Genomic DNA, 21799 nt, shown 5'->3' on the forward strand with positions numbered 1-21799 from the left:
CTTGAGTTGTCTGACCTCTGTAAGCTAAAATGGACAGATGGAAGAAAAGGAGGCTTTTATGATGTCTGAATACAAATATAAACGTGTGTTTTTGATCGTAATGGATTCGGTCGGAATCGGTGAAGCGCCGGACGCCGCCGATTTTAATGATATAGGCGCAAATACGCTCGGACATATCGCAGAGCACATGAACGGTTTACATATGCCCCATATGGCACAGCTCGGTCTCGGACTGATCGGGGATATTAAGGGTGTGGAAAAAACGGAGCAGCCTCTGGCGTACTACGGTAAAATGCAGGAGGCGTCAAACGGAAAAGATACGATGACGGGGCACTGGGAGATAATGGGCCTCTACATTGAAAAACCGTTTAAAGTATTCCCGGAAGGATTTCCGGATGAGCTTCTTCAGGAGCTTGAAAAGCGTTCCGGACGCAAAATCATCGGGAATAAGCCGGCTTCAGGGACGGCGATTCTGGACGAGCTCGGAAAAGAACATATGGAAACGGGTGCGCTGATCGTTTATACATCAGCAGATTCCGTTTTGCAGATTGCGGCTCACGAAGATGTCGTTCCGCTTGACGAGCTGTACAGCATCTGTGAAACAGCCAGAGAACTGACGCTTGATCCGAAGTACATGGTCGGCCGGATTATCGCAAGACCGTTCATCGGAGAACCGGGCAGCTTCAAACGCACGCCGAACCGCCATGATTATGCGCTCAAACCGTTCGGCCGCACGGTAATGAACGGAATGAAAGACAGCGGATTAGACGTCATTTCCATCGGTAAAATTTCTGATATTTACGACGGAGAAGGCATCACATCTTCCCGCCGCACGGTATCTAACATGGACGGCATGGACAAAGTGATTGAAACGCTCGGTGAAGATTTTACGGGCCTGAGCTTTGCCAACCTCGTTGATTTTGATGCGCTGTACGGACACCGCCGTGATCCGGAAGGGTACGGAAAAGCGCTTGAGGAATTCGACGCAAGGCTTCCGGAAGTGTTTGAAAAAATGAAAGAGGACGATCTGCTCATCATCACGGCGGATCACGGCAATGATCCTGTCCATCACGGGACAGATCACACGCGGGAGTATGTGCCGCTTCTTGTCTACAGCAAAAAGCATAAACACACCGAACAGCTGCCGCTTGCGGATACATTTGCCGATATCGGCGCAACCATTGCGGACAATTTCAAAACGGAAAAGCCGGAATACGGAAAAAGCTTTTTATCAAGATTACAGTAGGGGGACTTTTTTTGAAACAAAAGATCGAACGTGCTGCTGCATTTATTAAAGAACACGTGAAAGAAACACCGAAGATCGGTCTGATTTTAGGTTCAGGGCTCGGCGTATTGGCCGATGAAATTGAAGGAGCTGTCAAGCTTACATATGAAACGATCCCTGATTTTCCGGTCTCAACGGTAGAAGGCCATGCCGGCCAGCTTGTGATGGGAACGCTTGAAGGTGTGCAGGTCATCGCGATGCAGGGCCGCTTTCATTATTATGAAGGCTACTCAATGGATCAGGTAACGTTCCCGGTCCGCGTGATGAAGGCGCTCGGCGTTGAATCTCTCATCGTGACGAACGCAGCGGGCGGTATCAACACTGACTTCCGCGCCGGTGATCTGATGATTATTACCGACCATATCAACTTTACGGGCACCAACCCGCTAATCGGTCCGAACGAAGCGGAATTCGGAGCCAGATTCCCGGACATGTCAGAAGCCTATGACAAAGAGCTTTCAGGCTTGGCTGAAAAAACGGCGGCTGAGCTTGGCATCCCTGTTCAAAAAGGTGTGTACACGGCTGTTACGGGGCCATCTTACGAAACGCCGGCTGAAGTCCGGTTTTTAAGAACGATGGGGTCTGACGCTGTCGGAATGTCGACCGTGCCGGAAGTCATCGTCGCCAACCACGCGGGAATGCGCGTGCTCGGCATCTCGTGCATTTCCAACGCGGCAGCCGGCATTCTTGACCAGCCGTTATCCCATGATGAAGTAATGGAAATGACGGAAAAAGTAAAAGGCGGCTTTTTAAAGCTTGTAAAAGCCGTAGTCGCACGATCTCAAAACTAAATCAGCATAGATCAGCTGTTTCTTCGGAAGCAGCTGTTTTTTTATGTCCTCAAAACGAAACATTTTCCAGATGAGGCGTATAAAACCACCGGGCTTGGAAAAAATAAAAAGGATTATGAAATGGAGGGCTTTGGAGATGAAACGTCTTATATCCACTTTGTTGATTGGCATTTTAATAACCGCATCAGCACCGTCCGCTTTTGCAAAGCCGGACGGAAAACATACATCGGAGCTCGCTCATGAAGCCAAAAGCGCCGTGCTGATTGAACGCGATACGGGAAACATTCTTTACAACAAGAACAGCCGGGAGCGTCTGGCGCCGGCGAGCATGACAAAAATCATGACCATGCTTTTAATTATGGAAGCGCTTGACAAAGGAAACATTAAGATGAGCGATAAAGTCAGGACGAGTGAGCATGCCGCATCCATGGGCGGATCGCAGATTTTCCTCGAACCCGGTGAGGAAATGACGGTAAAAGAAATGCTCAAAGGAATTGCGATAGCTTCCGGAAATGACGCATCCGTCGCGATGGCAGAGTATATCGCCGGTTCGGAAGAGGATTTCGTCAATCAGATGAACAAAAAAGCAAAAGAATTGGGATTGAAAGATACCTCCTTCAAAAACCCGACGGGATTGCCTGAAAAAGGCCACTACAGCTCTGCTTATGACATGGCGAAAATGGCGAAGGAATTATTGAAGTATGATAAAATCACTCAATTTACGGGAACGTATGAAGATTATTTAAGAGAAAACACAGACAAAAAGTTCTGGCTCGTCAATACAAACCGGCTGATCAAATTTTATCCGGGTGTTGACGGTGTGAAAACGGGTTTTACAGGCGAAGCAAAGTATTGTTTAACCGCCACCGCTAAAAAAGGAAATATGAGGGTCATCGCAGTCGTTTTCGGAGCCAGCACTCCGAAAGAAAGAAATGCCCAAGTAACAAAAATGCTTGATTATGCCTTCAGCCAGTTCAAAACACACCCGCTGTATAAACGGAATCAAATCATCGGAACGGTAAAAGTGAAAAAAGGAAAACAGAAACTGATCAAGCTGACCACATCTGAACCGATTTCCCTCCTAGCCAAAAAGGGAGAGAACATGGACAAAGTAAAAAAAGAAGTGAAAATCAACAGCAATATAACGGCCCCGGTTAAAAAAGGGGAGGTGCTCGGCAGCCTCGTGCTGAAAAAAGACGGAAAAGTGCTCGTTGAAAGCCCGGTTACGGCAAAAGACGACATGGAAAAAGCGGGTTTTCTCACTTTTCTGAAGCGGACGATGGGAGATTGGACAAAATTTAAATAATCGTGGCGAACGGTCACTAGTTTTGTCATAGTGAAGGAATTGCTTTCCCGAAAATCGAAACACTCATTATCCGATCATATCAAGGAGGAATGAGCATGAGCCTTGGAATTGACTTGCATGTCAAAGAATCCGTGCTTTGTATTCGATTAACTGGTGAACTCGATCACCATACGGCAGAATCATTAAAACAAAAGGTTGCTGAATCGCTGGAGGCTGACGGCATCCGTCACATCGTGCTGAACCTTGAAGATCTTTCCTTCATGGACAGCTCCGGCCTCGGCGTGATTTTAGGGCGTTATAAACAAATTAAACAGCTCGGCGGAGAAATGGTCGTGTGCGCGATTTCGCCTGCGGTGAGACGTCTGTTTGACATGTCAGGCCTGTTTAAAATCATCAGGTTCGAACAATCAGAACAAAAAGCGCTTTTAACGCTGGGGGTGGCATCATGAAAAACGAGATGCATCTTGAATTTTCAGCCCTCAGTCAGAATGAATCGTTTGCGCGTGTAACGGTTGCTTCTTTTATCGCGCAGCTCGACCCGACGATGGACGAGCTGACAGAAATCAAAACCGTCGTATCAGAAGCGGTAACAAACGCAATCATCCACGGCTATGAAGAAAACTGCGACGGAAAGGTGTACATCTCCGTTACCTTGGAGGATCATGTCGTTTATCTGACCATACGTGACGAAGGCCTCGGGATCACGGATCTTGAGGAAGCGCGCCAGCCGCTCTTTACGACAAAACCCGAGCTTGAGCGCTCCGGAATGGGCTTTACCATTATGGAAAACTTCATGGATGATGTCTCGATTGATTCCTCGCCGGAGATGGGGACGACGATACGCTTAACAAAACACCTATCAAAAAGCAAAGCGCTTTGTAATTAAGGAGATTTGTTATGGATGTGGAGGTTAAGAAAAACAGCAAAAACGCGCAGCTCAAGGACCATGAAGTCAAAGAATTGATCAAAAAGAGCCAAGAGGGCGACCAGCAGGCAAGAGACCTCCTCATAGAAAAAAACATGCGTCTTGTATGGTCCGTCGTGCAAAGGTTCTTAAACAGGGGCTATGAGCCGGACGATCTGTTTCAGATCGGCTGTATCGGGTTGTTAAAATCCGTTGATAAATTCGATTTGTCCTATGATGTCCGTTTTTCAACTTATGCCGTGCCGATGATTATCGGAGAAATCCAGCGCTTCATCCGGGATGACGGAACCGTTAAAGTATCAAGATCTTTAAAAGAGCTCGGCAATAAAATCCGCCGGGCGAAAGATGAACTGTCAAAAACATACGGAAGAGTGCCGACAGTCCAGGAAATCGCTGACCACCTGGAAATTGACGCGGAGGACGTGGTGCTTGCGCAGGAAGCGGTGCGGGCGCCTTCGTCCATTCATGAAACGGTGTATGAAAATGACGGAGACCCGATCACCCTGCTCGATCAGATCGCCGATCATTCAGAAGAGAAATGGTTTGACAAAATCGCTCTCAAGGAAGCGATCAGTGATTTGGAAGAACGGGAAAAGCTCATTGTCTATCTGAGGTATTACAAGGATCAGACGCAGTCGGAAGTAGCCGAACGGCTCGGGATTTCACAAGTTCAGGTATCGAGGCTGGAGAAAAAAATATTGAAGCAGATTAAAGTGCAGATGGATCATACGGAAAGCTGACCTTTTACAGGCCGGCTTTTTTTATTTGCGCCCGAATGGTAATTTATGGTCTTTTGCCGCTGATGAATGAGAACAAAAGTGAACCACATACTACATATATAACCACCCGAAAGATGGTGATGCAAGATGGAAAGACGAATATTTCTCAGACTTCGCCACCGCGTGAAGGCTCATACCGGAGATATCATCACAGTCGGTGACGCCGCCCAGATCGCAGGACAGCAAAAGCTGAAAAAAAAACTGTCGGTACTGCCGCTGTATCAGATCACGAAAAAAGACAAAAATATCGTCGTGCTGGACATCATAAAAGTGCTGAAGGCCATTCATACCGCTTTTCCCGCTCTTGATGTGCAGACCGTCGGCGGCGCTGAAACGATAGTGGAAATCCATTACCAGAAAAAGCAGCTGTCAGCCGTTTTGTTCGTCGGTGTCTGGCTGCTGCTTTTTATCGGTTCATGTCTCGCCATTATGAATTTTCATGAAGATGTCAGCATGAGAGAAGTTCATATTGCCTTATATGAAATCATAACGGGCAGGCGGAATGAGTATCCGTACCTGCTTCAGATTCCGTACAGCATCGGCCTCGGTCTCGGGATGATCGTCTTTTTTAATCACATCTTTAAAAAACGCCTGAATGAAGAGCCAAGCCCGCTGGAGGTCGAGATGTTTAATTATCAGCTTGATCTCGATCATTATGTCGCAATACACGAAAACGAAGAGACGATGAAAGATCTGCATGATCGTTAGCATTCTTTTCGTTATGTTTGTCGGGCTTGGCGGAGGGCTGACCGTGGGAGCGGGCTTTGTGGCTTTTTTAACCGTTATGGGAATCATCCCCCGCCTTATGCAGCTGACAAAAACCATGCGCTTTGTACAGGCCTACGAAGGGGCTGTTATTTCCGGGGCGGTGTTCGGCGGCTGGGAAACCTTAAATATGAATCATTTTTTTTTATCTGAATGGCTTGCCGTTCCGGTCGGGCTTCTGGCCGGCATGTTTGTCGGCATGCTGGCCGCGGCGCTTACAGAAGTGCTGAACGTGCTTCCCATTCTTGCCAAACGGATCGGTTTCGGGAGCAAAATCATCATTTTGCTGATGGCCATCGTGTTCGGCAAAATAGCCGGCTCATTATTTCATTGGCTGTATTTTATCCATCGTTCTTAAGGAGGAACAGACGTGACAAACTTAAAAGAAAATTACAAAACAAAAGTGAAAGACTATCAGCCGAAACCGCCATACGTCTGGAATTGTGTCAAAGCCTTTCTGATCGGCGGTTTGATTTGTCTGATCGGGCAGGCTCTTCAAGACTTTTACATCCACTTTTTTAATTTTAATGAAAAAACAGCGGGAAACCCGACGTCCGCCACTCTTATTTTAATTTCAGCCCTCTTGACCGGATTCGGCATTTATGACAGGCTCGGTCAGTTTGCCGGAGCGGGTTCAGCCGTGCCGGTGACGGGATTTGCAAACAGTATGACAAGCGCGGCTCTGGAACATAGAAGTGAAGGGCTTGTGCTCGGTGTAGCGACAAACATGTTTAAACTGGCGGGAAACGTCATTGTATTCGGCGTCGTGGCGGCCTATATCGTAGGGCTGATACGGTTTGCTTGTGAAAAACTGTTTTCATAGGAGGAGAAAAAATGAAATTGACCGGAAAGCAAACCTGGGTGTTTGAAAACCCGTTATTTATAAATGCGGCGGGAACGGCAGCCGGACCGAAAGAAAAAGACGGCCCGCTCGGCTCGCTGTTTGATAAAACATACGATGAAATGCATTGCAATCAGAAAAACTGGGAAATGGCGGAACGTCAATTAATGGAAGATGCCATCAACTCCGCTTTGCAAAAACAGAATTTGAAAAAGAGTGACATCGATTTGTTACTCGCTGGCGATCTTTTAAATCAAAACGTGACGGCCAATTACGTCGCAAGACATCTGAAAATTCCGTTCCTCTGCCTGTTCGGCGCCTGCTCGACGTCAATGGAAACGGTCGCCGTCGCATCCGCGCTTATTGACGGCGGTTTTGCGAACCGGGCGATTGCAGCGACGAGCAGCCATAATGCGACGGCTGAAAGACAATTCCGTAATCCGACGGAGTATGGCGGGCAAAAACCGGATACCGCCACTTCAACGGTCACGGGGGGCGGGGCGGTCATCATCAGCCAAAACCCTTCTGATATCCGGATTACAAGCGCGACAGTGGGAAAAGTAAGCGACCTCGGAATTACAGACCCGTTTGATATGGGCTCAGCCATGGCGCCCGCTGCGGCCGATACAATCAAACAGCACCTGAAGGATTTGAACCGCACGGCGGATGATTACGATCTGATTTTAACGGGAGACCTTTCAGGCGTAGGCTCGCCGATCTTAAAAGATTTGCTTAAGGAAGAAGGCTATCCCGCGGGAACGAAACACGATGACTGCGGTCTTCTCATCTATACGCCGGATCAGCAGGTGTTTGCGGGCGGAAGCGGCTGCGCCTGCTCCGCGCTCGTTACGTACACACATATCTTTAATCAACTGAAATCGGGCTCTCTTAACAGGGTTCTCGTTGTCGCGACAGGAGCGCTTTTAAGTCCGACAATGATTCAGCAGAAGGAAACCATTCCGACCATCGCCCACGGTGTGGTATTTGAGCGAGCGGGAGGTGCATCATAAATGGAATATCTGATGGCTTTTGTTTGCGGAGGAATCATATGCATTATCGGTCAGCTGCTGCTGGACATTTTTAAACTGACACCCGCCCATGTGATGACAACCTTTGTCGTCATCGGCACCTTATTAGACGGGTTCGGAATTTATGATAAATTTATCGAATTCGCAGGCGCGGGCGCGACGGTCCCCATCGTCAGCTTCGGGCACAGCTTATTGCACGGCGCCATGCATCAGGCTCACGAGCATGGATTTATCGGGATCGGCATGGGGATTTTTGAACTGACCTCCGCCGGTATATCTTCAGCGATTCTATTCGCATTTCTTGTAGCCGTTATTTTTAAACCGAAAGGATAATGTCTGATGACGAAACGGAAGGTCATCCTTGTGACAGACGGAGACGTATACGCCGCCAAAACGATTGAATATGCCGCGGAAAAAGCAGGCGGACGATGTATTTCCCAATCAAAAGGCAATCCGTCAACCAGAACCGGTCCGGAACTCGTTCAGCTGATTAAAGCCGCGCCGCATGACCCGGTGTTTGTCATGTTTGACGATTCCGGCCTGCAAGGGGAAGGGCCGGGCGAAACGGCGCTGAAATATGTCGCCTCACATCAAGACATTGAAGTGCTTGGGGTAATTGCGGTCGCTTCTAAAACCCATCAGGCTGAATGGACAAAAGTCGATGTCTCCATTGACCGTGATGGAGAAGTGACGGAGTTTGGCGTCGATAAAACCGGAATGAGAGAAATGGACGAGCACAGAATGAACGGAGATACGGTGTATTGTCTTGACAAACTGGACGTTCCTCTCGTTGTGGGCATCGGCGATATAGGAAAAATGGGAAGAAAAGATGACATATCCAAAGGCTCGCCGATCACGATGAAGGCTGTCGAATTCATTTTAGAAAGGAGCGAATATCATGCCGGAAAAACCGGAAAACATGATAAAAGTATACCGGGATCCTAGAAAAAATGAACAATTTTTTAAAGACCGCGTCGGTATGGGGACGAGCTACGATATCGGAGTCCGCAAAGTTCAAGTATTAGACCGGGAAGTCCAGATTTACTTTGTCAATGGGTTAACCGATACATTGTTTATCATTCATTTAATAGAACAGCTCGTCGATGTCAATAATTATGACGAGAACGCGGATGAAGCGCTTGATGTTGTTGAAAACAGGCTTGTGAACCAGCAGGTCCAAAAAGTCAAAACGCTCGACGAAGCGACGGATCAAGTGCTTTCCGGACTTGTGGCCGTTATCGTAGAAGACGCCGGTTTCGCCTTCGTCGTTGACGTCAGAAATTACCCCGGACGCACACCCGAAGAACCGGATACAGAGAAGGTCGTTCGCGGGGCCAGAGACGGATTTATCGAAAGTATCGTCATTAACACAGCGTTAATCAGAAGAAGGATCAGAGACGAAAGGCTCCGCGTCAAAATTACGAAAGTCGGCGAGCGTTCTAAAACGGATCTTGCCATTGTGTATATAGAGGACATCGCGGATCCGGACCTTGTCAGCATCGTCGAAAACGAAGTGAATGCGATTGACATTGACGGACTGACGATGGCTGATAAAACGGTGGAAGAATTTATCGTCAAACAAGGCTACAACCCGTTTCCGATGGTCAGATACACGGAGCGTCCTGATGTGGCCGCCAATCATATTTTAGAAGGGCACGTCATTATCGTCGTCGATACGTCACCGAGCGTGATCATAACGCCCACAACGATTTTTCACCACGTTCAGCATGCGGAAGAATACAGACAGGCGCCTTCTGTCGGAACATTTTTAAGATGGATCAGGTTTTTCGGTATTATCGCTTCAACGGTTCTGCTTCCGATCTGGTTCCTCTTTGTTCTCGACCCGTCACTTCTGCCTGAAAGATTGGATTTTATCGGCTTAAATAAAAATACGCACATTCCGATCATTCTGCAGATCTTTCTGGCTGATTTGGGGATTGAGTTTCTCAGGATGGCCGCGATCCATACGCCGACCGCTTTATCGACTGCCATGGGCCTGATAGCGGCGGTGCTGATCGGACAAATTGCCATAGCGGTGGGGCTTTTTTCAGCCGAAGTCATTCTGTACGTATCGATCGCCGCCATCGGATCATTTACCACGCCGAGCTATGAACTCAGCCTCGCCAATAAAATGATACGTCTCATCTTAATGGTGCTCGTGGCCATTTTTAAAGTAAAAGGCTTTGTTATCGGCTTTACATTGCTGCTGATTTTAATGGCGGGTATCCGCTCGTTTCATACACCGTATTTATGGCCGTTTTTACCGTTTAACGGAAAGGCGCTGTGGCAGGTGCTCGTCAGGACGACAGTGCCGGGAGCGAAAGTCAGACCGAGCATTGTTCACCCGAAAGACCGTCAAAGACAGCCAAGCGGTTCATAATCGCATTGAAACCGACAGAAGATTATGATATTGTATGTCTTAACTTATGCGGGACTTGTATAAGGACAGCTCAAAAAAAGCTGTCCTTTTCACCCATATGCGGATCAGAAAGAGGGAATGAGCATTGTTCTTACATGGCACAAGCAGACAAAACAAACTAGGTCATCTGGAAATCGGAGGTGTGGATGCCCTGTATTTAGCGGAGCATTACGGCACGCCTCTTTATGTTTATGACGTGGCTTTAATACGTGAGCGCGCTAAAAGCTTTAAACAGGCATTCATTGACGCGGATTTAAAAGCGCAGGTCGCATACGCGAGCAAGGCGTTTTCCTCCGTTGCAATGATACAGCTTGCTGAGCAGGAGGGGCTCTCACTGGACGTTGTATCCGGCGGAGAGCTGTTTACGGCGGTTTCGGCTGGTTTTCCGGCTGACCGGATTCATTTTCACGGCAATAACAAAAGCAGAGAAGAATTAAAAATGGCGCTCGATCATCAAATCGGCTGCATCGTCGTTGATAATTTTTATGAAATATCCTTACTCGCGGAACTGTGCAGCAAATCAGGGCGCGCCATGGATGTGCTTCTGCGGATCACCCCGGGAGTAGAGGCGCATACGCATGATTATATTACGACCGGACAGGAAGATTCCAAATTCGGCTTTGATCTGCATAACGGGCAAATAGAAAAGGCGATTGAGCAAGTGCTGCAGTCAGACCATATCCATCTTCTCGGCGTTCACTGCCACATCGGATCACAAATTTTTGATACGGCGGGCTTTGTGCTAGCCGCAGAAAAAATCTTCGCAAAACTGAGTGAATGGAGAGAATCTTTCGGCTTCGTTTCTGAAGTGCTGAATTTAGGGGGCGGCTTCGGCATCCGCTACACGGAAGAGGATGAACCTCTTCATCCTGCCGTCTACGTTGAAAAAATAATCGAAGCGGTAAAAGAAAACGCAGCGCTGCATGCTTTTGACATTCCGGAAATTTGGATTGAACCGGGGCGCTCGCTCGTCGGCGACGCCGGAACGACGCTTTATACCATCGGCTCGCAAAAAGAAGTTCCCGGCACCCGTAAATATGCAGCGGTTGACGGAGGCATGAGCGACAATATCCGTCCTGCGCTTTATCAGGCCAAATATGAAGCCGTTTCGGCAAACAGAATCGGAGAACACCACGACACGACGGTGTCCATCGCAGGTAAGTGCTGTGAAAGCGGAGATATGCTCATCTGGGATATAGATCTTCCGGAAGTGAAAGAAGGCGATCTTCTCGCCGTCTTCTGCACAGGAGCATACGGGTACAGCATGGCTAACAACTACAACCGCATTCCGCGGCCTGCCGTCGTATTTGTGGAAGACGGCCAAGCGCATCTTGTCATTAAAAGGGAAACTTATGAAGACATCGTAAAGCTGGATCTGCCGTTTAAGACGGGGGTCAAACAATAAATAAAAAAAGAGACCGGGACAATGGAGTCCGGTCTCTTTTTTGTCTCAGCTGTTTGAAGAAGCTGACCCGCTGTCTCCTGTAAATACAGACACGATCGCATTCCAAATTGAAGCGAAGAAATCAATGACTTTTTGAATAAAGCTTTTGCCTTCATCGGATTGAATGAACTTTGTGATTTTGTCTTTTGCCTTATCGAGCTGATTGCCGACTTGGCCCCAATCAATCTTGGCATTTTTCATTTTATTAAACAATGAAACTAACTGGTCTTTTTGAGCGTCAGTCAGTGTAATGTTAAGGTTTGATGCCGCATCATCGACTTTTTTCTCGATTCCTTCTTTTGTATCGGGCACACCGTTTTTCGCGAAATCGTCTTTAATGTTTGCGATAAGCGCGGAGGCGTTTTTATCTCCGATTTTTTCCCCGAGATTTGAAGTTGTGACAAGCTCTTGGTTGGCGACCTGTTTTACGTCTTCTGAAATCGCTTTGTCTGATGAAACTTCATACGCTTTAATGATTCCCGTCAATGCGGCGGTTCCTGATACCTCAAACGGCGCCGTCACGTATACTTTTGCATCTTTCACGCCTGCTGTCATCAGGGCGTTTAAGTACATCTCATCCGTAATGGAATCAATATTATGGGTTTGGACGTCAAGTCCGGACCCTTTCTTTTCCACCGTGATGGATGATGAAGAAATGGCTCTTGTGCCGATTTGGGCATTCGATATATATTTTCCCAGATATTCATGTTCTTCTTTATTAGTGACCGTCACCTTTGTCGCGTTATCAGGGACATTTAATTCGTCAAGCACTTTCTGACGGTCTGCGTTTGACAGATCTGCCCCCAGTGTGACGATAACATCTCCGACTGCGGCATCGGCCAGGCTGATTTTCGGTATTGTGCACAATACTGCGGCCGCCGCCAGCAATCCAATCCACATTTTTTTCAAAGCGGTTAACCTCCTTCTTTTCACAAATGCCGTTTTGAAGCGGTTTGTGAGGGACTGCGTGAAGCAGTTCCGTTACATAGACGGCTGTGAAGCTGTTCTGGTTTCATTTTCTTTCTTTGGAAGCGGGGAGATTCGTTTTCCGGCTGAAGGTGTGGTATAATAGCCGCGAAAAGAAGAGCAGACGCATCTTCCTTCAAAAGGATATCAAAAAGAAAGCCGGCTTACAATTGAAATTCATATTGAAGAAGGCTTTGACAAAAAACATATGGAAGTAGGAATGAGAATGAAAACTGGTTACATCGAAATGGAGAACGGCAGCAGAATCGAATTTGAACTTTACCCGAATGAAGCGCCTAATACAGTCGCTAACTTTGAAAACCTGGCGAATACAGGCTTCTACGACGGCGTTATTTTCCACCGCGTGATTCCGGGCTTTGTCAGCCAAGGCGGAGATCCGACTGGGACAGGCATGGGCGGAAGCGGAAAAACGATCAAATGTGAAACAGAAGGCAATCCGCATAAGCACGAAGCCGGTTCTTTATCAATGGCGCATGCCGGTAAAGACACGGGTTCAAGCCAATTCTTCATCGTACATGAGCCGCAGCCGCATTTAAACGGCGTTCATACTGTATTCGGAAAAGTGACAAGCGGTTTAGAGCACGCGAAAAACATGTCTAACGGAGACAAAATGAAAGAAGTCCGTGTAGAAGGATAATGACCGAAAAACCCGCCTTTTGGAGGCGGGTTTTTTTATGTATATGAAAATTCTCATGTGTAAATCATGAAAAAATACATATATGAACTTCCGCGGTCACTCTGGTATAGTGTAAAAGACCGATTACAACAATGAAAAGAGGTAAAAACGTTGGTTCAATTGGCAACCGTTTTATTTGTCATTATTATTATCGCACTTATCTTTTGGTTCAGACTGAAAAAGGGAAACAGGCCGATTAAAGGCGGCGGCTTCGGCATCATTCTCCCGCTTTTGATTATCGCCGTCATTTTTTCATTGAGCATCAGCCAGCTCATGAATATCCCGGGAAAGCCGTTTCATCTTCCCGCTGTTTGGGAGCTCGCCATCGCCGGGCTGTTAGGCGCGGTATTTGGCGCCATCATGCTGTCGCAAACCGCATATGAAATCCGGGAAGACGGCTTTGTGTACTCTAAGCGGAATAAAAACTTTAAATATGTCATTATCGCGATTATTGCGATCCGTATCGTGCTCAGTCAATATTTCAAAAACATTGACGCGACGGAATTTGCCGTTTTAACAATGGAGCTTGCTTTTGTGTATTTGTGCATTTGGCGGATCGGAAGCTTCGTAAAATACCGTAAAATCAGCAGATCCGGCTTATAAAATGAAAAAAATGGATGAGGTGCGGGGCTTATTTGCCCTCTGTGCAGGGATTCATGGTAAAATAAAAACGACCATGGCTAATGGGAGGAAATCACTTGAAATCAGAAAAAGAAAAAACTTCTAAAAAAAGCGCCGTACTTGATTGGGCGAAAGCCATTATCATCGCTGTCGTTCTCGCATTGCTCATCCGCAACTTTTTATTTGCTCCTTATCTCGTTGACGGAAGATCAATGGAACCGACGCTGCATGACCGCGAGAGAATCTTTGTTAATATGACGGTCAAATACATAAGCGACTTCAAACGCGGCCAGATCGTCGTTCTGAACGGAGAAAACGAACACTATGTCAAACGGATTATCGGACTTCCCGGCGACACGGTGCAAATGAAAAACGACCAGCTGTACATCAACGGCAAAAAAGTGTCCGAATCGTATTTAGCGGCAAACAAGAAAAAAGCGAAGCAAGGCGGCTATGACCGGCTGACGGAAGACTTCGGCCCGGTGAAAGTGCCGGACGATAAATATTTCGTCATGGGTGATAACCGCAGAGAATCTATGGACAGCCGTAACGGCCTCGGTCTTTTTACGAAAAAACAAATCGCGGGCACATCAAAATTCGTCTTCTTCCCGTTTAACGAAATCCGCAAGACGAAATAAACCGTACGGCAGTTTTCTTTATGAGAAAACTGCTTTTTTTTATATAAATTAATCTCCCTACCCACAAAAACAGAACATAAATTCGTATAACTATTTAATAGATAGAAAGTTTTACAGATACATGAAACATCTTCCCTTGACGAAACGTTATATGAATAACTCACGCAGGGAAGAACGGTTTTCTATTCATGAAAAAAAGGAATATGACATAGTAATGAATAGATTGATACGGGCTGGAGGTAGAAAAATGGGAAGTATTAAAACAAAAGCAGCCATTTTACTTGTACTGCTGCTGTTATTGGCGGGCGGTTTTATGGTCATAAACGATATTGAGCTGAAAGACGTGCCGACGGCTATCGGACAAACCCTGTCTCAGGAAAAAGAAGAATATACAGTGAAAACATATAAAATTACGAAAATAGAAGGAACCGAATACCACGGCACGGCAGCAAACGGCACAAAAATCATTTTTAACGGCGACAAGCTGAAGCAGGATCTCTCCGATGTGAAAAAAGGAGATAAGATTAAAGCGTATTTCAGCAAATCAAACCGGATTGACGGCTTATTGAAGGTTGTTAAAGTAAACGAATAAATAAAGGCGCCTTTTTTGGAAAAAGGGCGCTTTTTATTTTTTCTGAAAAATGAGGTGCAAATTCATTGCGCCTGCCGCAAAGGATGTTATAATAGCGGATAAGGACAAAAAAATATTGATTGTATCCTTCGGGGCTGGGTGAAAATCCCGACCGGCGGTAATAAGGCGTTTTGCGCTTTACAGCCCGTGACCCGTATGCATCTGTATACGGTGGATTCAGTGAAAAGCTGAAGCCGACAGTGAAAGTCTGGATGGGAGAAGGATGAGAGAAGCTATGCAAAAAATAATCTTACTGTATAGTCTTATTTCCTATGGATTAAAACTGGCAAAGCCCCGAACTGTGTAAACATTCGGGGCTTTTTTGACGCCAAATTGCGTGGAAGAAGGGAGGGATAACGATGGAAGAATATTATATGAATACGGCAATAGAGCTTGCCAGACGCGGTGAAGGGCAGACGCAGTCCAATCCCCTTGTCGGTGCTGTCGTCGTCAAAAACGGCCAGATCGTCGGAATGGGCGCCCATTTGCAATACGGGGAAGCCCATGCGGAAGTGCACGCGATCAATATGGCAGGCAGTCACGCAAAAGACGCAGATATGTATGTGACGCTGGAGCCTTGCAGCCATTACGGAAAAACACCGCCATGCGCCGAACTGATGATAAAGTCGGGGATAAAAAGAGTATTTGTCGCTATGACAGATCCAAATCCGCTAGTCGCCGGAAAAGGCATCAGAATGCTGGAAGCAGCGGGCATCGAAGTGAAAACCGGACTTCTCAGGCAGCAGGCAGAAGAGCTGAATAAAATGTTTCTTCACTTCATGAGGACCGGACTTCCGTATGTCACCTTGAAAGCGGCCGCAAGCCTTGACGGGAAAACAGCGACTGAAACCGGTGACAGCAAATGGATTACTTCAGAGGCGGCAAGGCTTGATGCCCAGCAATACAGGAAATCGCATCAAAGCATTCTTGTCGGAGCAGGCACAGTCAAAGCCGATAATCCGAGTCTGACCTGCAGGCTGCCTGATGCGGTCAAGCAGCCGGTCAGAGTCATTCTCGATACAAAGCTGACCATTCCGGAAACGGCAAATGTTGTTACTGACGGCGCCGCGCCGACATGGATATTTACGGCCAAAGGCGCTGACGTGCAAAAGAAAGAGCGGCTGACCGCACTCGGAATAAAAGTCTTTTCGCTTGAAACAGACCGCATTCACATTCCTGAGGTGCTCAGCATTCTAGCTGAAAACGGCATAATGTCCGTTTATGTGGAAGGCGGCGCATCCGTACACGGAAGTTTTGTCAAGGAAGGCTGTTTCGAGGAGCTTCATTTCTATTTCGCCCCTAAATTAATCGGAGGAACGCTTGCTCCCAGCTTGATCTCCGGTGAAGGTTTTCAATCAATGAAAGATGTCCCCCATTTACAATTCACACAAATCACCCAAATCGGGCCGGATATAAAACTGACGGCCATACCTAAAGACGGAAAGGATGGTGACGATGTTTACAGGAATCGTTGAAGAAACAGGCACGATCCAAGCAATCAAAAAGACAGGCCTTTCCATGGCATTAACCATCGCCGCTTCAAAAGTGACAAGCGATGTAAAACTTGGCGACAGCATCGCCGTAAACGGCATCTGCCTGACCGTAACCGGATTTTCTGATAAACAATTTACGGTTGATGTCATGCCGGAAACCGTAAAAGCCACTTCGCTGAACGGCTTGTCAAAAGGCAGCAAAGTCAATCTGGAAAGAGCGATGTCCGCCAACGGACGCTTCGGCGGCCACTTTGTATCCGGGCATGTGGACGGAACGGCGGAAATTACCCGGATTGAGAAAAAAAGCAACGCGGTTTATTACGATCTAAAACTTTCGCCCGAATTGACGAAAACGCTCGTCTTGAAAGGTTCGATTACGGTAGACGGCGTGAGCCTGACGATTTTCGGTTTATCAGACGAAAGCGTGACGGTATCCGTTATTCCGCATACCATCTCAGAAACGATTTTTCAGACGAAAACAGTCGGCTCGACCGTAAATATTGAGTGTGACATGATCGGCAAATACTTATACCGCTTTTTGCACAAAACAGAACAAACGAAAAGCAATCAAACGATCACAGAAGCTTTTTTAAACGAGAACGGCTTTTAGAAAGGAAGATCAATATGTTTCATCCAATAGAAGAGGCGTTAGATGCGCTGAAAAAAGGTGAAGTCATCATCGTTGTCGATGATGAAGACAGAGAAAATGAAGGAGATTTCGTAGCGCTCGCTGAGCATGCCACACCCGAAGTGGTCAATTTTATGGCGACCCATGGGAGGGGCCTGATCTGCACGCCGCTTTCTGAAGATATTGCCGGCCGGCTGGATCTTCACCCGATGGTCGATCATAATACGGACTCACATGAAACCGCGTTTACGGTCAGCATTGACCACAGACTGACAAAAACAGGAATCAGCGCTCAAGAACGTTCATTTACGATTCAGGCGCTGTTGAACGAGGAATCTGTGTCTGACGATTTTCAGCGTCCGGGCCACATTTTTCCCTTAATCGCAAAAAAAGGAGGCGTCCTGAAGCGGGCGGGCCACACGGAAGCAGCCGTTGACCTTGCAAAAGCATGCGGCTCTCAAGGAGCGGGCGTCATTTGTGAAATTATGAATGAAGACGGCACAATGGCCAGAGTGCCTGAGTTATCAGAAATCGCCAAACGCCACCAGCTGAAAATGATTACGATAAAAGACTTAATAGAATACCGCTACAACATTACGACACTTGTGAACCGAGAAGTTGACATTACGCTGCCGACTGATTTCGGCACGTTCCGGGTTTACGGATATACAAACGAGGTTGACGGAAAAGAACACCTCGCCTTTGTTATGGGTGATGTCCCGTTTAGCAGCGAACCCGTTCTTGTCAGAGTGCACTCAGAATGCCTGACGGGCGATGTGTTTGCATCCCACCGCTGTGATTGCGGGCCTCAGCTTCATGCCGCGCTTGCGCAAATTGCCGAAGAAGGCCGAGGCGTCTTATTGTATTTGCGTCAGGAAGGAAGAGGAATCGGTTTAATCAATAAGCTGAAAGCGTATCGATTGCAGGAAGAGGGGTATGACACGGTTGAAGCGAACGAAGCGCTCGGCTTTCTGCCTGACCTGCGCAACTACGGGATCGGTGCCCAGATTCTCCGCGATTTGGGGGTTCAGCATATGAAACTTTTAACCAATAACCCCCGGAAAATCGCCGGCCTTGAAGGATACGGACTGAGCATTTCAGAACGGGTGCCGCTTCAAATGGAAGCGGGTGAGCATAACAGGAATTACTTACAAACCAAAATGAACAAACTCGGACACTTGCTTCATTTCTAAAAACAAATCTCACAAAAAAGGATGGATAACATATGAATATCATACAAGGAAACTTAGTAGGAACAGGACTTAAAATCGGAATCGTCGTCGGCAGATTTAATGAATTTATTACGAGCAAGCTGTTAAGCGGAGCGGAAGATACATTGCTTCGCCACGGTGTAGAATCAAATGACATTGACGTTGCTTGGGTGCCGGGAGCGTTTGAAATCCCGTTTGCGGCAAAAAAAATGGCGGAAACGAAAAAATACGATGCGGTTATTACACTCGGCACGGTGATCAGAGGAGCGACAACGCATTATGACTATGTCTGCAACGAAGCGGCAAAAGGCATCGCTCAAGCGGGCACGGCGACGGGCGTCCCGGTTATCTTCGGTATCGTAACGACTGAAACCATTGAGCAGGCGATCGAACGCGCCGGAACAAAAGCCGGAAATAAGGGAGCGGATTGCGCAGTATCCGCCATTGAAATGGCGAATCTAAACCGTTCATTTGAATAATTTGTTGAAAAGCGTTTAAAACAGCGGCGAAAATGATATAATGTGAGGAAACGGATCGCCTTTATTCATCCGTTTGCTAGGACATGAATGGACATTTTGGATATAGAGGGGTTTTTATGTTAATTCGTTATAAAAAATCGTTTGAAAAGATTGCAATGGGTCTTCTGTCATTTATGCCGAATGAAAAAGATCTCAAGCAGCTTCAGCAGACAATAAAGGACTATGAAACGGATACTGGCCGCCAGCTCTTTCTTTGGAAAGAGGATGAAGATATCGTCGGAGCGATCGGAGTCGAAAAAAAAGACTCAGAGGTTGAAATCCGCCATATCAGCGTGAATCCTTCTCACCGCCATCAAGGAATCGGAAAGCAAATGATGGACGCCTTAAAACGTCTGTTCAAAACGGAGGCACTCGTTCCGAATGAATTAACGCAAAGCTTTTTTGAACGCTGTCAACATCAAAAAGATCAGGATATTTCATATAATAACTGACAAATGCTCCCGGAATTTTCACGGTTTCGGGAGCTGTTTTTATGCAGAAAAAGCAGGGCTGTCCGTCAGCCTCTGCTTTTTTTTCTTCTCTCCATTTCCCGTTCGCGTTCCTTAATGACATCCGTCCTGTCCCGCAGGCGGTGTTTATGAATAAGAAAGGTGTCTGATACGCCGGCCTGCCCCCATGTATAGCCTTTGCGGCGGCATTCGGCAAGACACGCTTCTTTCAGAGTGTCATCTGTAATCGGCAGCATAACACTTTTGTACGGGCGGCCGGCTTTTATATCGTCTGACAGCGACTCTATCAGCTCTATCAGCTTTGGATGGCTGAGGCCGAGAGAGCTGACAGCCTGTTTTTCAGCCCTCAGAATGCGTAAGCTGTTGGCGATCAGCCGTTTCGCCCCGGCTTCATTTCCCCTCCGCTGGTGATACAGAGCGACGGCTAACTGAATCAGGCCGACCCAATGAATGCTCCGCTCCTCAGGCGGGCTTTTTTTCCAATATTCCTCTAACAGTTCATGACACTCAAAATAATCTCTTGATGCGTGAAATTCGGCCAAAAAGCCGATATAAGCTTTTGGATACAAGCCGCTTCCTCCTTTTGCTAAAACCAGTGTACCACAGCGTTATGAAAAGGAAAAAAAGAGCGGCTTGGTGTCTGAAACGTGAAGAACTAGCAGATATAAGATGCCCCTACGACAATAAGCAAAATAAACAGAACGACAATTAATGCAAAACCTCCGCCGAAACAAGCTCCGCCCATCTGAAATCAGCCTCCCTTTGTTTCATGTTTACACGGCTATCATATGTGCATCCGCCTTTAAAGGTATAGGCGTATACCTTCTTTTTCAGTATTTTCTAAATAACGAAGCACAATTAGAAAAGTATTGGACGAGAGCATTTCGGTGGATTATACTAAAGGGTAGCCAGTTTTTCCGGCAATGAGAGTGATATTGAAAATGGTGAGATAATGGTAGAATATCAAGTGAAAATTGATACGTTTGAAGGCCCATTGGACCTGCTGCTTCATCTGATTAACCGTCTTGAAATCGACATATACGACATACCCGTGGCAACCATTACTGAACAATATTTATTATATGTACATACAATGCAAGTGCTTGAACTTGATGTCGCCAGTGAATATCTGGTCATGGCGGCGACGCTTCTCAGCATTAAAAGCAGAATGCTGCTTCCGAAACAAGAGGAAGAGCTGTTTGAAGATGAAATGCTTGAAGAGGAAGACCCTCGGGACGAACTGATTGAAAAGCTGATTGAGTATAGAAAATATAAAACCGCTGCGAATGATTTAAAAGAGCGGGAAGAAGAAAGACAAAAGTCATTTACAAAGCCGCCGAGTGATTTAAGTGAGTATGCAAAAGAAATCAAACAGACGGAGCAGAGGCTGTCGGTGACCGTTTATGACATGATCGGTGCGTTTCAAAAGGTGCTTCAGCGTAAAAAAATCTCGCGGCCGAAAGAAACGACCATTACAAGACAGGAAATACCGATTGAAGACAGAATGAACGAAATCGTAAAAAGCTTAAAGACGGCGGGAAGAAGAATTAACTTTACGGAGCTTTTTCCTTCTCGGCAAAGAGACCATCTCGTCGTGACGTTTTTAGCCGTTCTGGAGCTGATGAAAAATCAGCAGATTATCATCGAACAAGAAGAAAACTTTTCAGATATATACATTACGGGGAGTGAATCCATTCATGGCGCTTGATATCGTGAATTGGAAAGCGATTGTGGAGGCCTTGCTGTACGCGGCGGGTGATGAAGGGCTGACCAAAAAGCAATTGGTGACGGTGCTTGAAATAGAAGAAGCGGAACTGGCCGGAATCATGGAAGAAGTGGCCGCCCAGTACAAGGAAGACGGCAGGGGCATTGAGCTGACCGAATATGCGGATACGTATATGCTTGCAACGAAAAAAGAATTCGTGCCTTATTTGAAAAAATTAATCGAGGTGCCGTCAAAGGGACTGTCACAGGCTTCTTTAGAAGTGCTGGCGATCGTTTCATACAAGCAGCCGATCACACGGGCGGAAATTGAAGATATTCGGGGCGTGAAGTCTGAGCGGATTCTGCACAGTCTCGTGTCAAAAGCGCTGCTGTGTGAGGTGGGACGCGCCGACGGTCCCGGCCGGGCGATTTTATACGGCACGACCCCGGTATTTCTTGAACAATTCGGCTTAAAAACACTGGACGAGCTTCCGCCTCTTCCTGAAAATGCGGAAGAAGACGTTCTCCAGGAGGAAGCCGACTTATTCTTTGAAAACTTCAACCAAACTTTTGAGGATATTAAATAATAACGGTTTTTCATCATACGATAATAGGGAAAGGCCATTGATGAATAACGCA

At 46.8% G+C, this 21799-nt stretch carries 28 protein-coding genes and 1 riboswitch; of the genes, 25 read left to right on the top strand and 3 right to left on the bottom strand.

Annotated features, from left to right (window positions below):
• Positions 1-61: 61 nt before the first annotated feature.
• The 14 genes from deoB to lysA all read left to right on the top strand — a co-directional run bounded on the left by deoB (position 62) and on the right by lysA (position 11544).
• On the top strand, positions 62-1246 hold the full coding sequence (deoB, locus tag ACQE26_RS12440) for a phosphopentomutase (RefSeq protein WP_016939163.1): 1185 nt from the start codon (positions 62-64) through the stop codon (positions 1244-1246).
• 11 nt (positions 1247-1257) lie between these two features.
• A complete protein-coding gene (locus tag ACQE26_RS12445) occupies positions 1258-2076 on the top strand; it encodes a purine-nucleoside phosphorylase (protein WP_045925500.1) in 819 nt (272 codons plus the stop codon).
• Between the two features lie 136 nt (positions 2077-2212).
• Entirely contained in the window at positions 2213-3382 is a 1170-nt protein-coding gene (locus ACQE26_RS12450) for a D-alanyl-D-alanine carboxypeptidase family protein (protein WP_045925499.1), read from the top strand.
• Between the two features lie 95 nt (positions 3383-3477).
• Positions 3478-3831 carry an anti-sigma F factor antagonist gene (gene spoIIAA / locus ACQE26_RS12455; RefSeq protein ID WP_016939160.1) on the top strand — a complete coding sequence of 118 codons (354 nt, stop codon included), beginning with the start codon at positions 3478-3480 and terminating at the stop codon, positions 3829-3831.
• The gene (spoIIAB, locus tag ACQE26_RS12460; RefSeq protein ID WP_016939159.1) at positions 3828-4268 is read left to right on the top strand and encodes an anti-sigma F factor; all 441 of its coding nucleotides are present in this window, start codon (positions 3828-3830) and stop codon (positions 4266-4268) included. The genes spoIIAA and spoIIAB overlap by 4 nt, the downstream gene beginning before the upstream one ends.
• Positions 4269-4279: 11 nt before the next feature.
• Positions 4280-5047, top strand: a complete 768-nt coding sequence (gene sigF, locus ACQE26_RS12465) for an RNA polymerase sporulation sigma factor SigF (protein ID WP_003153348.1) — start codon at positions 4280-4282, stop codon at positions 5045-5047.
• Positions 5048-5173: 126 nt separating this feature from the next.
• Positions 5174-5794 carry a stage V sporulation protein SpoVAA gene (gene spoVAA / locus ACQE26_RS12470; protein ID WP_500469598.1) on the top strand — a complete coding sequence of 207 codons (621 nt, stop codon included), beginning with the start codon at positions 5174-5176 and terminating at the stop codon, positions 5792-5794.
• Positions 5784-6209: a stage V sporulation protein AB gene (locus tag ACQE26_RS12475; protein ID WP_500469600.1), complete on the top strand. Its 426-nt coding sequence runs from the start codon at positions 5784-5786 to the stop codon at positions 6207-6209. Before spoVAA ends, ACQE26_RS12475 begins: the two co-directional genes overlap by 11 nt.
• A gap of 12 nt (positions 6210-6221) precedes the next feature.
• A complete protein-coding gene (gene spoVAC / locus ACQE26_RS12480) occupies positions 6222-6674 on the top strand; it encodes a stage V sporulation protein AC (RefSeq protein WP_007612334.1) in 453 nt (150 codons plus the stop codon).
• A gap of 11 nt (positions 6675-6685) precedes the next feature.
• A complete protein-coding gene (gene spoVAD, locus ACQE26_RS12485) occupies positions 6686-7702 on the top strand; it encodes a stage V sporulation protein AD (protein ID WP_016939156.1) in 1017 nt (338 codons plus the stop codon).
• The gene (gene spoVAE / locus ACQE26_RS12490) at positions 7703-8053 is read left to right on the top strand and encodes a stage V sporulation protein AE (RefSeq protein WP_047475693.1); all 351 of its coding nucleotides are present in this window, start codon (positions 7703-7705) and stop codon (positions 8051-8053) included.
• A 3-nt stretch (positions 8054-8056) separates the two neighbouring features.
• On the top strand, positions 8057-8665 hold the full coding sequence (spoVAEA, locus tag ACQE26_RS12495) for a stage V sporulation protein SpoVABEA (RefSeq protein ID WP_095241744.1): 609 nt from the start codon (positions 8057-8059) through the stop codon (positions 8663-8665).
• On the top strand, positions 8619-10100 hold the full coding sequence (locus ACQE26_RS12500; protein WP_045925497.1) for a spore germination protein: 1482 nt from the start codon (positions 8619-8621) through the stop codon (positions 10098-10100). The genes spoVAEA and ACQE26_RS12500 overlap by 47 nt, the downstream gene beginning before the upstream one ends.
• A 124-nt stretch (positions 10101-10224) precedes the next feature.
• Positions 10225-11544 (top strand): diaminopimelate decarboxylase, encoded by a 1320-nt coding sequence (gene lysA, locus ACQE26_RS12505; protein ID WP_500469603.1) that lies wholly within the window; start codon positions 10225-10227, stop codon positions 11542-11544.
• 45 nt (positions 11545-11589) lie between these two features.
• Here lysA and ACQE26_RS12510 read toward each other — a convergent pair whose 3' ends face one another.
• Complete coding sequence (locus ACQE26_RS12510) at positions 11590-12492, bottom strand: DUF1002 domain-containing protein (RefSeq protein WP_500469604.1); 903 nt, start codon at positions 12490-12492, stop codon at positions 11590-11592.
• Positions 12493-12775: 283 nt separating this feature from the next.
• On the opposite strand from ACQE26_RS12510, the gene ACQE26_RS12515 reads away from it, so the two are divergent.
• The 9 genes from ACQE26_RS12515 (at position 12776) to ribT (ending at position 19438) form a co-directional block, all read left to right on the top strand.
• Positions 12776-13207 carry a peptidylprolyl isomerase gene (locus ACQE26_RS12515; protein WP_038463262.1) on the top strand — a complete coding sequence of 144 codons (432 nt, stop codon included), beginning with the start codon at positions 12776-12778 and terminating at the stop codon, positions 13205-13207.
• Positions 13208-13357: 150 nt separating this feature from the next.
• Complete coding sequence (locus tag ACQE26_RS12520) at positions 13358-13849, top strand: CcdC protein domain-containing protein (RefSeq protein WP_060964862.1); 492 nt, start codon at positions 13358-13360, stop codon at positions 13847-13849.
• A gap of 80 nt (positions 13850-13929) precedes the next feature.
• Positions 13930-14505 carry a signal peptidase I gene (gene lepB, locus ACQE26_RS12525; protein WP_500469605.1) on the top strand — a complete coding sequence of 192 codons (576 nt, stop codon included), beginning with the start codon at positions 13930-13932 and terminating at the stop codon, positions 14503-14505.
• A 247-nt stretch (positions 14506-14752) separates the two neighbouring features.
• Positions 14753-15097: a hypothetical protein gene (locus tag ACQE26_RS12530; RefSeq protein WP_060964863.1), complete on the top strand. Its 345-nt coding sequence runs from the start codon at positions 14753-14755 to the stop codon at positions 15095-15097.
• A gap of 120 nt (positions 15098-15217) precedes the next feature.
• A riboswitch (FMN riboswitch) is annotated at positions 15218-15364 on the top strand.
• Between the two features lie 131 nt (positions 15365-15495).
• Positions 15496-16611 (top strand): bifunctional diaminohydroxyphosphoribosylaminopyrimidine deaminase/5-amino-6-(5-phosphoribosylamino)uracil reductase RibD, encoded by a 1116-nt coding sequence (gene ribD / locus ACQE26_RS12535; protein ID WP_500469606.1) that lies wholly within the window; start codon positions 15496-15498, stop codon positions 16609-16611.
• On the top strand, positions 16592-17239 hold the full coding sequence (gene ribE, locus ACQE26_RS12540; protein ID WP_500469607.1) for a riboflavin synthase: 648 nt from the start codon (positions 16592-16594) through the stop codon (positions 17237-17239). The genes ribD and ribE overlap by 20 nt, the downstream gene beginning before the upstream one ends.
• Before the next feature lie 14 nt (positions 17240-17253).
• Positions 17254-18450 (top strand): bifunctional 3,4-dihydroxy-2-butanone-4-phosphate synthase/GTP cyclohydrolase II, encoded by a 1197-nt coding sequence (locus ACQE26_RS12545; protein WP_500469608.1) that lies wholly within the window; start codon positions 17254-17256, stop codon positions 18448-18450.
• Positions 18451-18482: 32 nt separating this feature from the next.
• A complete protein-coding gene (gene ribH / locus ACQE26_RS12550; RefSeq protein WP_003153372.1) occupies positions 18483-18947 on the top strand; it encodes a 6,7-dimethyl-8-ribityllumazine synthase in 465 nt (154 codons plus the stop codon).
• A 116-nt stretch (positions 18948-19063) separates the two neighbouring features.
• Entirely contained in the window at positions 19064-19438 is a 375-nt protein-coding gene (gene ribT, locus ACQE26_RS12555; protein ID WP_003153373.1) for a GNAT family N-acetyltransferase RibT, read from the top strand.
• A 65-nt stretch (positions 19439-19503) separates the two neighbouring features.
• On the opposite strand, the gene ACQE26_RS12560 is transcribed toward ribT, so the two are convergent.
• Positions 19504-20025, bottom strand: a complete 522-nt coding sequence (locus tag ACQE26_RS12560; protein ID WP_438420152.1) for a DUF309 domain-containing protein — start codon at positions 20023-20025, stop codon at positions 19504-19506.
• An 86-nt stretch (positions 20026-20111) separates the two neighbouring features.
• Positions 20112-20201: a YjcZ family sporulation protein gene (locus ACQE26_RS12565; RefSeq protein WP_016939141.1), complete on the bottom strand. Its 90-nt coding sequence runs from the start codon at positions 20199-20201 to the stop codon at positions 20112-20114.
• Between the two features lie 207 nt (positions 20202-20408).
• Between ACQE26_RS12565 and ACQE26_RS12570 the strand changes: the two genes are divergently transcribed.
• Together ACQE26_RS12570 and scpB are read left to right on the top strand one after the other, a co-directional pair.
• Positions 20409-21164 (top strand): segregation/condensation protein A, encoded by a 756-nt coding sequence (locus tag ACQE26_RS12570; protein ID WP_438420151.1) that lies wholly within the window; start codon positions 20409-20411, stop codon positions 21162-21164.
• Positions 21154-21747, top strand: a complete 594-nt coding sequence (gene scpB, locus ACQE26_RS12575; RefSeq protein ID WP_016939139.1) for an SMC-Scp complex subunit ScpB — start codon at positions 21154-21156, stop codon at positions 21745-21747. The genes ACQE26_RS12570 and scpB overlap by 11 nt, the downstream gene beginning before the upstream one ends.
• The last annotated feature ends 52 nt before the right edge of the window (positions 21748-21799 follow it).

It is taken from the genome of Bacillus sp. 5RYD7K (assembly GCF_059831465.1).

Excerpts from the sequence above, each read along its gene's own strand:
- ribH (WP_003153372.1), top strand. The coding sequence starts at position 18,483 with ATGAATATCATACAAGGAAACTTAGTAGGAACAGGACTTAAAATCGGA.
- spoVAE (WP_047475693.1), top strand. The coding sequence starts at position 7,703 with ATGGAATATCTGATGGCTTTTGTTTGCGGAGGAATCATATGCATTATC.
- ACQE26_RS12500 (WP_045925497.1), top strand. The coding sequence starts at position 8,619 with ATGCCGGAAAAACCGGAAAACATGATAAAAGTATACCGGGATCCTAGA.
- ACQE26_RS12515 (WP_038463262.1), top strand. The coding sequence starts at position 12,776 with ATGAAAACTGGTTACATCGAAATGGAGAACGGCAGCAGAATCGAATTT.
- ACQE26_RS12565 (WP_016939141.1), bottom strand. The coding sequence starts at position 20,201 with ATGGGCGGAGCTTGTTTCGGCGGAGGTTTTGCATTAATTGTCGTTCTG.
- ACQE26_RS12530 (WP_060964863.1), top strand. The coding sequence starts at position 14,753 with ATGGGAAGTATTAAAACAAAAGCAGCCATTTTACTTGTACTGCTGCTG.
- ACQE26_RS12475 (WP_500469600.1), top strand. The coding sequence starts at position 5,784 with ATGATCGTTAGCATTCTTTTCGTTATGTTTGTCGGGCTTGGCGGAGGG.
- ribD (WP_500469606.1), top strand. The coding sequence starts at position 15,496 with ATGGAAGAATATTATATGAATACGGCAATAGAGCTTGCCAGACGCGGT.
- scpB (WP_016939139.1), top strand. The coding sequence starts at position 21,154 with ATGGCGCTTGATATCGTGAATTGGAAAGCGATTGTGGAGGCCTTGCTG.
- deoB (WP_016939163.1), top strand. The coding sequence starts at position 62 with ATGTCTGAATACAAATATAAACGTGTGTTTTTGATCGTAATGGATTCG.
- ribE (WP_500469607.1), top strand. The coding sequence starts at position 16,592 with ATGTTTACAGGAATCGTTGAAGAAACAGGCACGATCCAAGCAATCAAA.
- ACQE26_RS12450 (WP_045925499.1), top strand. The coding sequence starts at position 2,213 with ATGAAACGTCTTATATCCACTTTGTTGATTGGCATTTTAATAACCGCA.
- sigF (WP_003153348.1), top strand. The coding sequence starts at position 4,280 with ATGGATGTGGAGGTTAAGAAAAACAGCAAAAACGCGCAGCTCAAGGAC.
- ACQE26_RS12545 (WP_500469608.1), top strand. The coding sequence starts at position 17,254 with ATGTTTCATCCAATAGAAGAGGCGTTAGATGCGCTGAAAAAAGGTGAA.
- spoVAA (WP_500469598.1), top strand. The coding sequence starts at position 5,174 with ATGGAAAGACGAATATTTCTCAGACTTCGCCACCGCGTGAAGGCTCAT.
- ribT (WP_003153373.1), top strand. The coding sequence starts at position 19,064 with ATGTTAATTCGTTATAAAAAATCGTTTGAAAAGATTGCAATGGGTCTT.
- spoVAD (WP_016939156.1), top strand. The coding sequence starts at position 6,686 with ATGAAATTGACCGGAAAGCAAACCTGGGTGTTTGAAAACCCGTTATTT.
- lepB (WP_500469605.1), top strand. The coding sequence starts at position 13,930 with ATGGGAGGAAATCACTTGAAATCAGAAAAAGAAAAAACTTCTAAAAAA.
- spoIIAA (WP_016939160.1), top strand. The coding sequence starts at position 3,478 with ATGAGCCTTGGAATTGACTTGCATGTCAAAGAATCCGTGCTTTGTATT.
- ACQE26_RS12570 (WP_438420151.1), top strand. The coding sequence starts at position 20,409 with ATGGTAGAATATCAAGTGAAAATTGATACGTTTGAAGGCCCATTGGAC.
- spoIIAB (WP_016939159.1), top strand. The coding sequence starts at position 3,828 with ATGAAAAACGAGATGCATCTTGAATTTTCAGCCCTCAGTCAGAATGAA.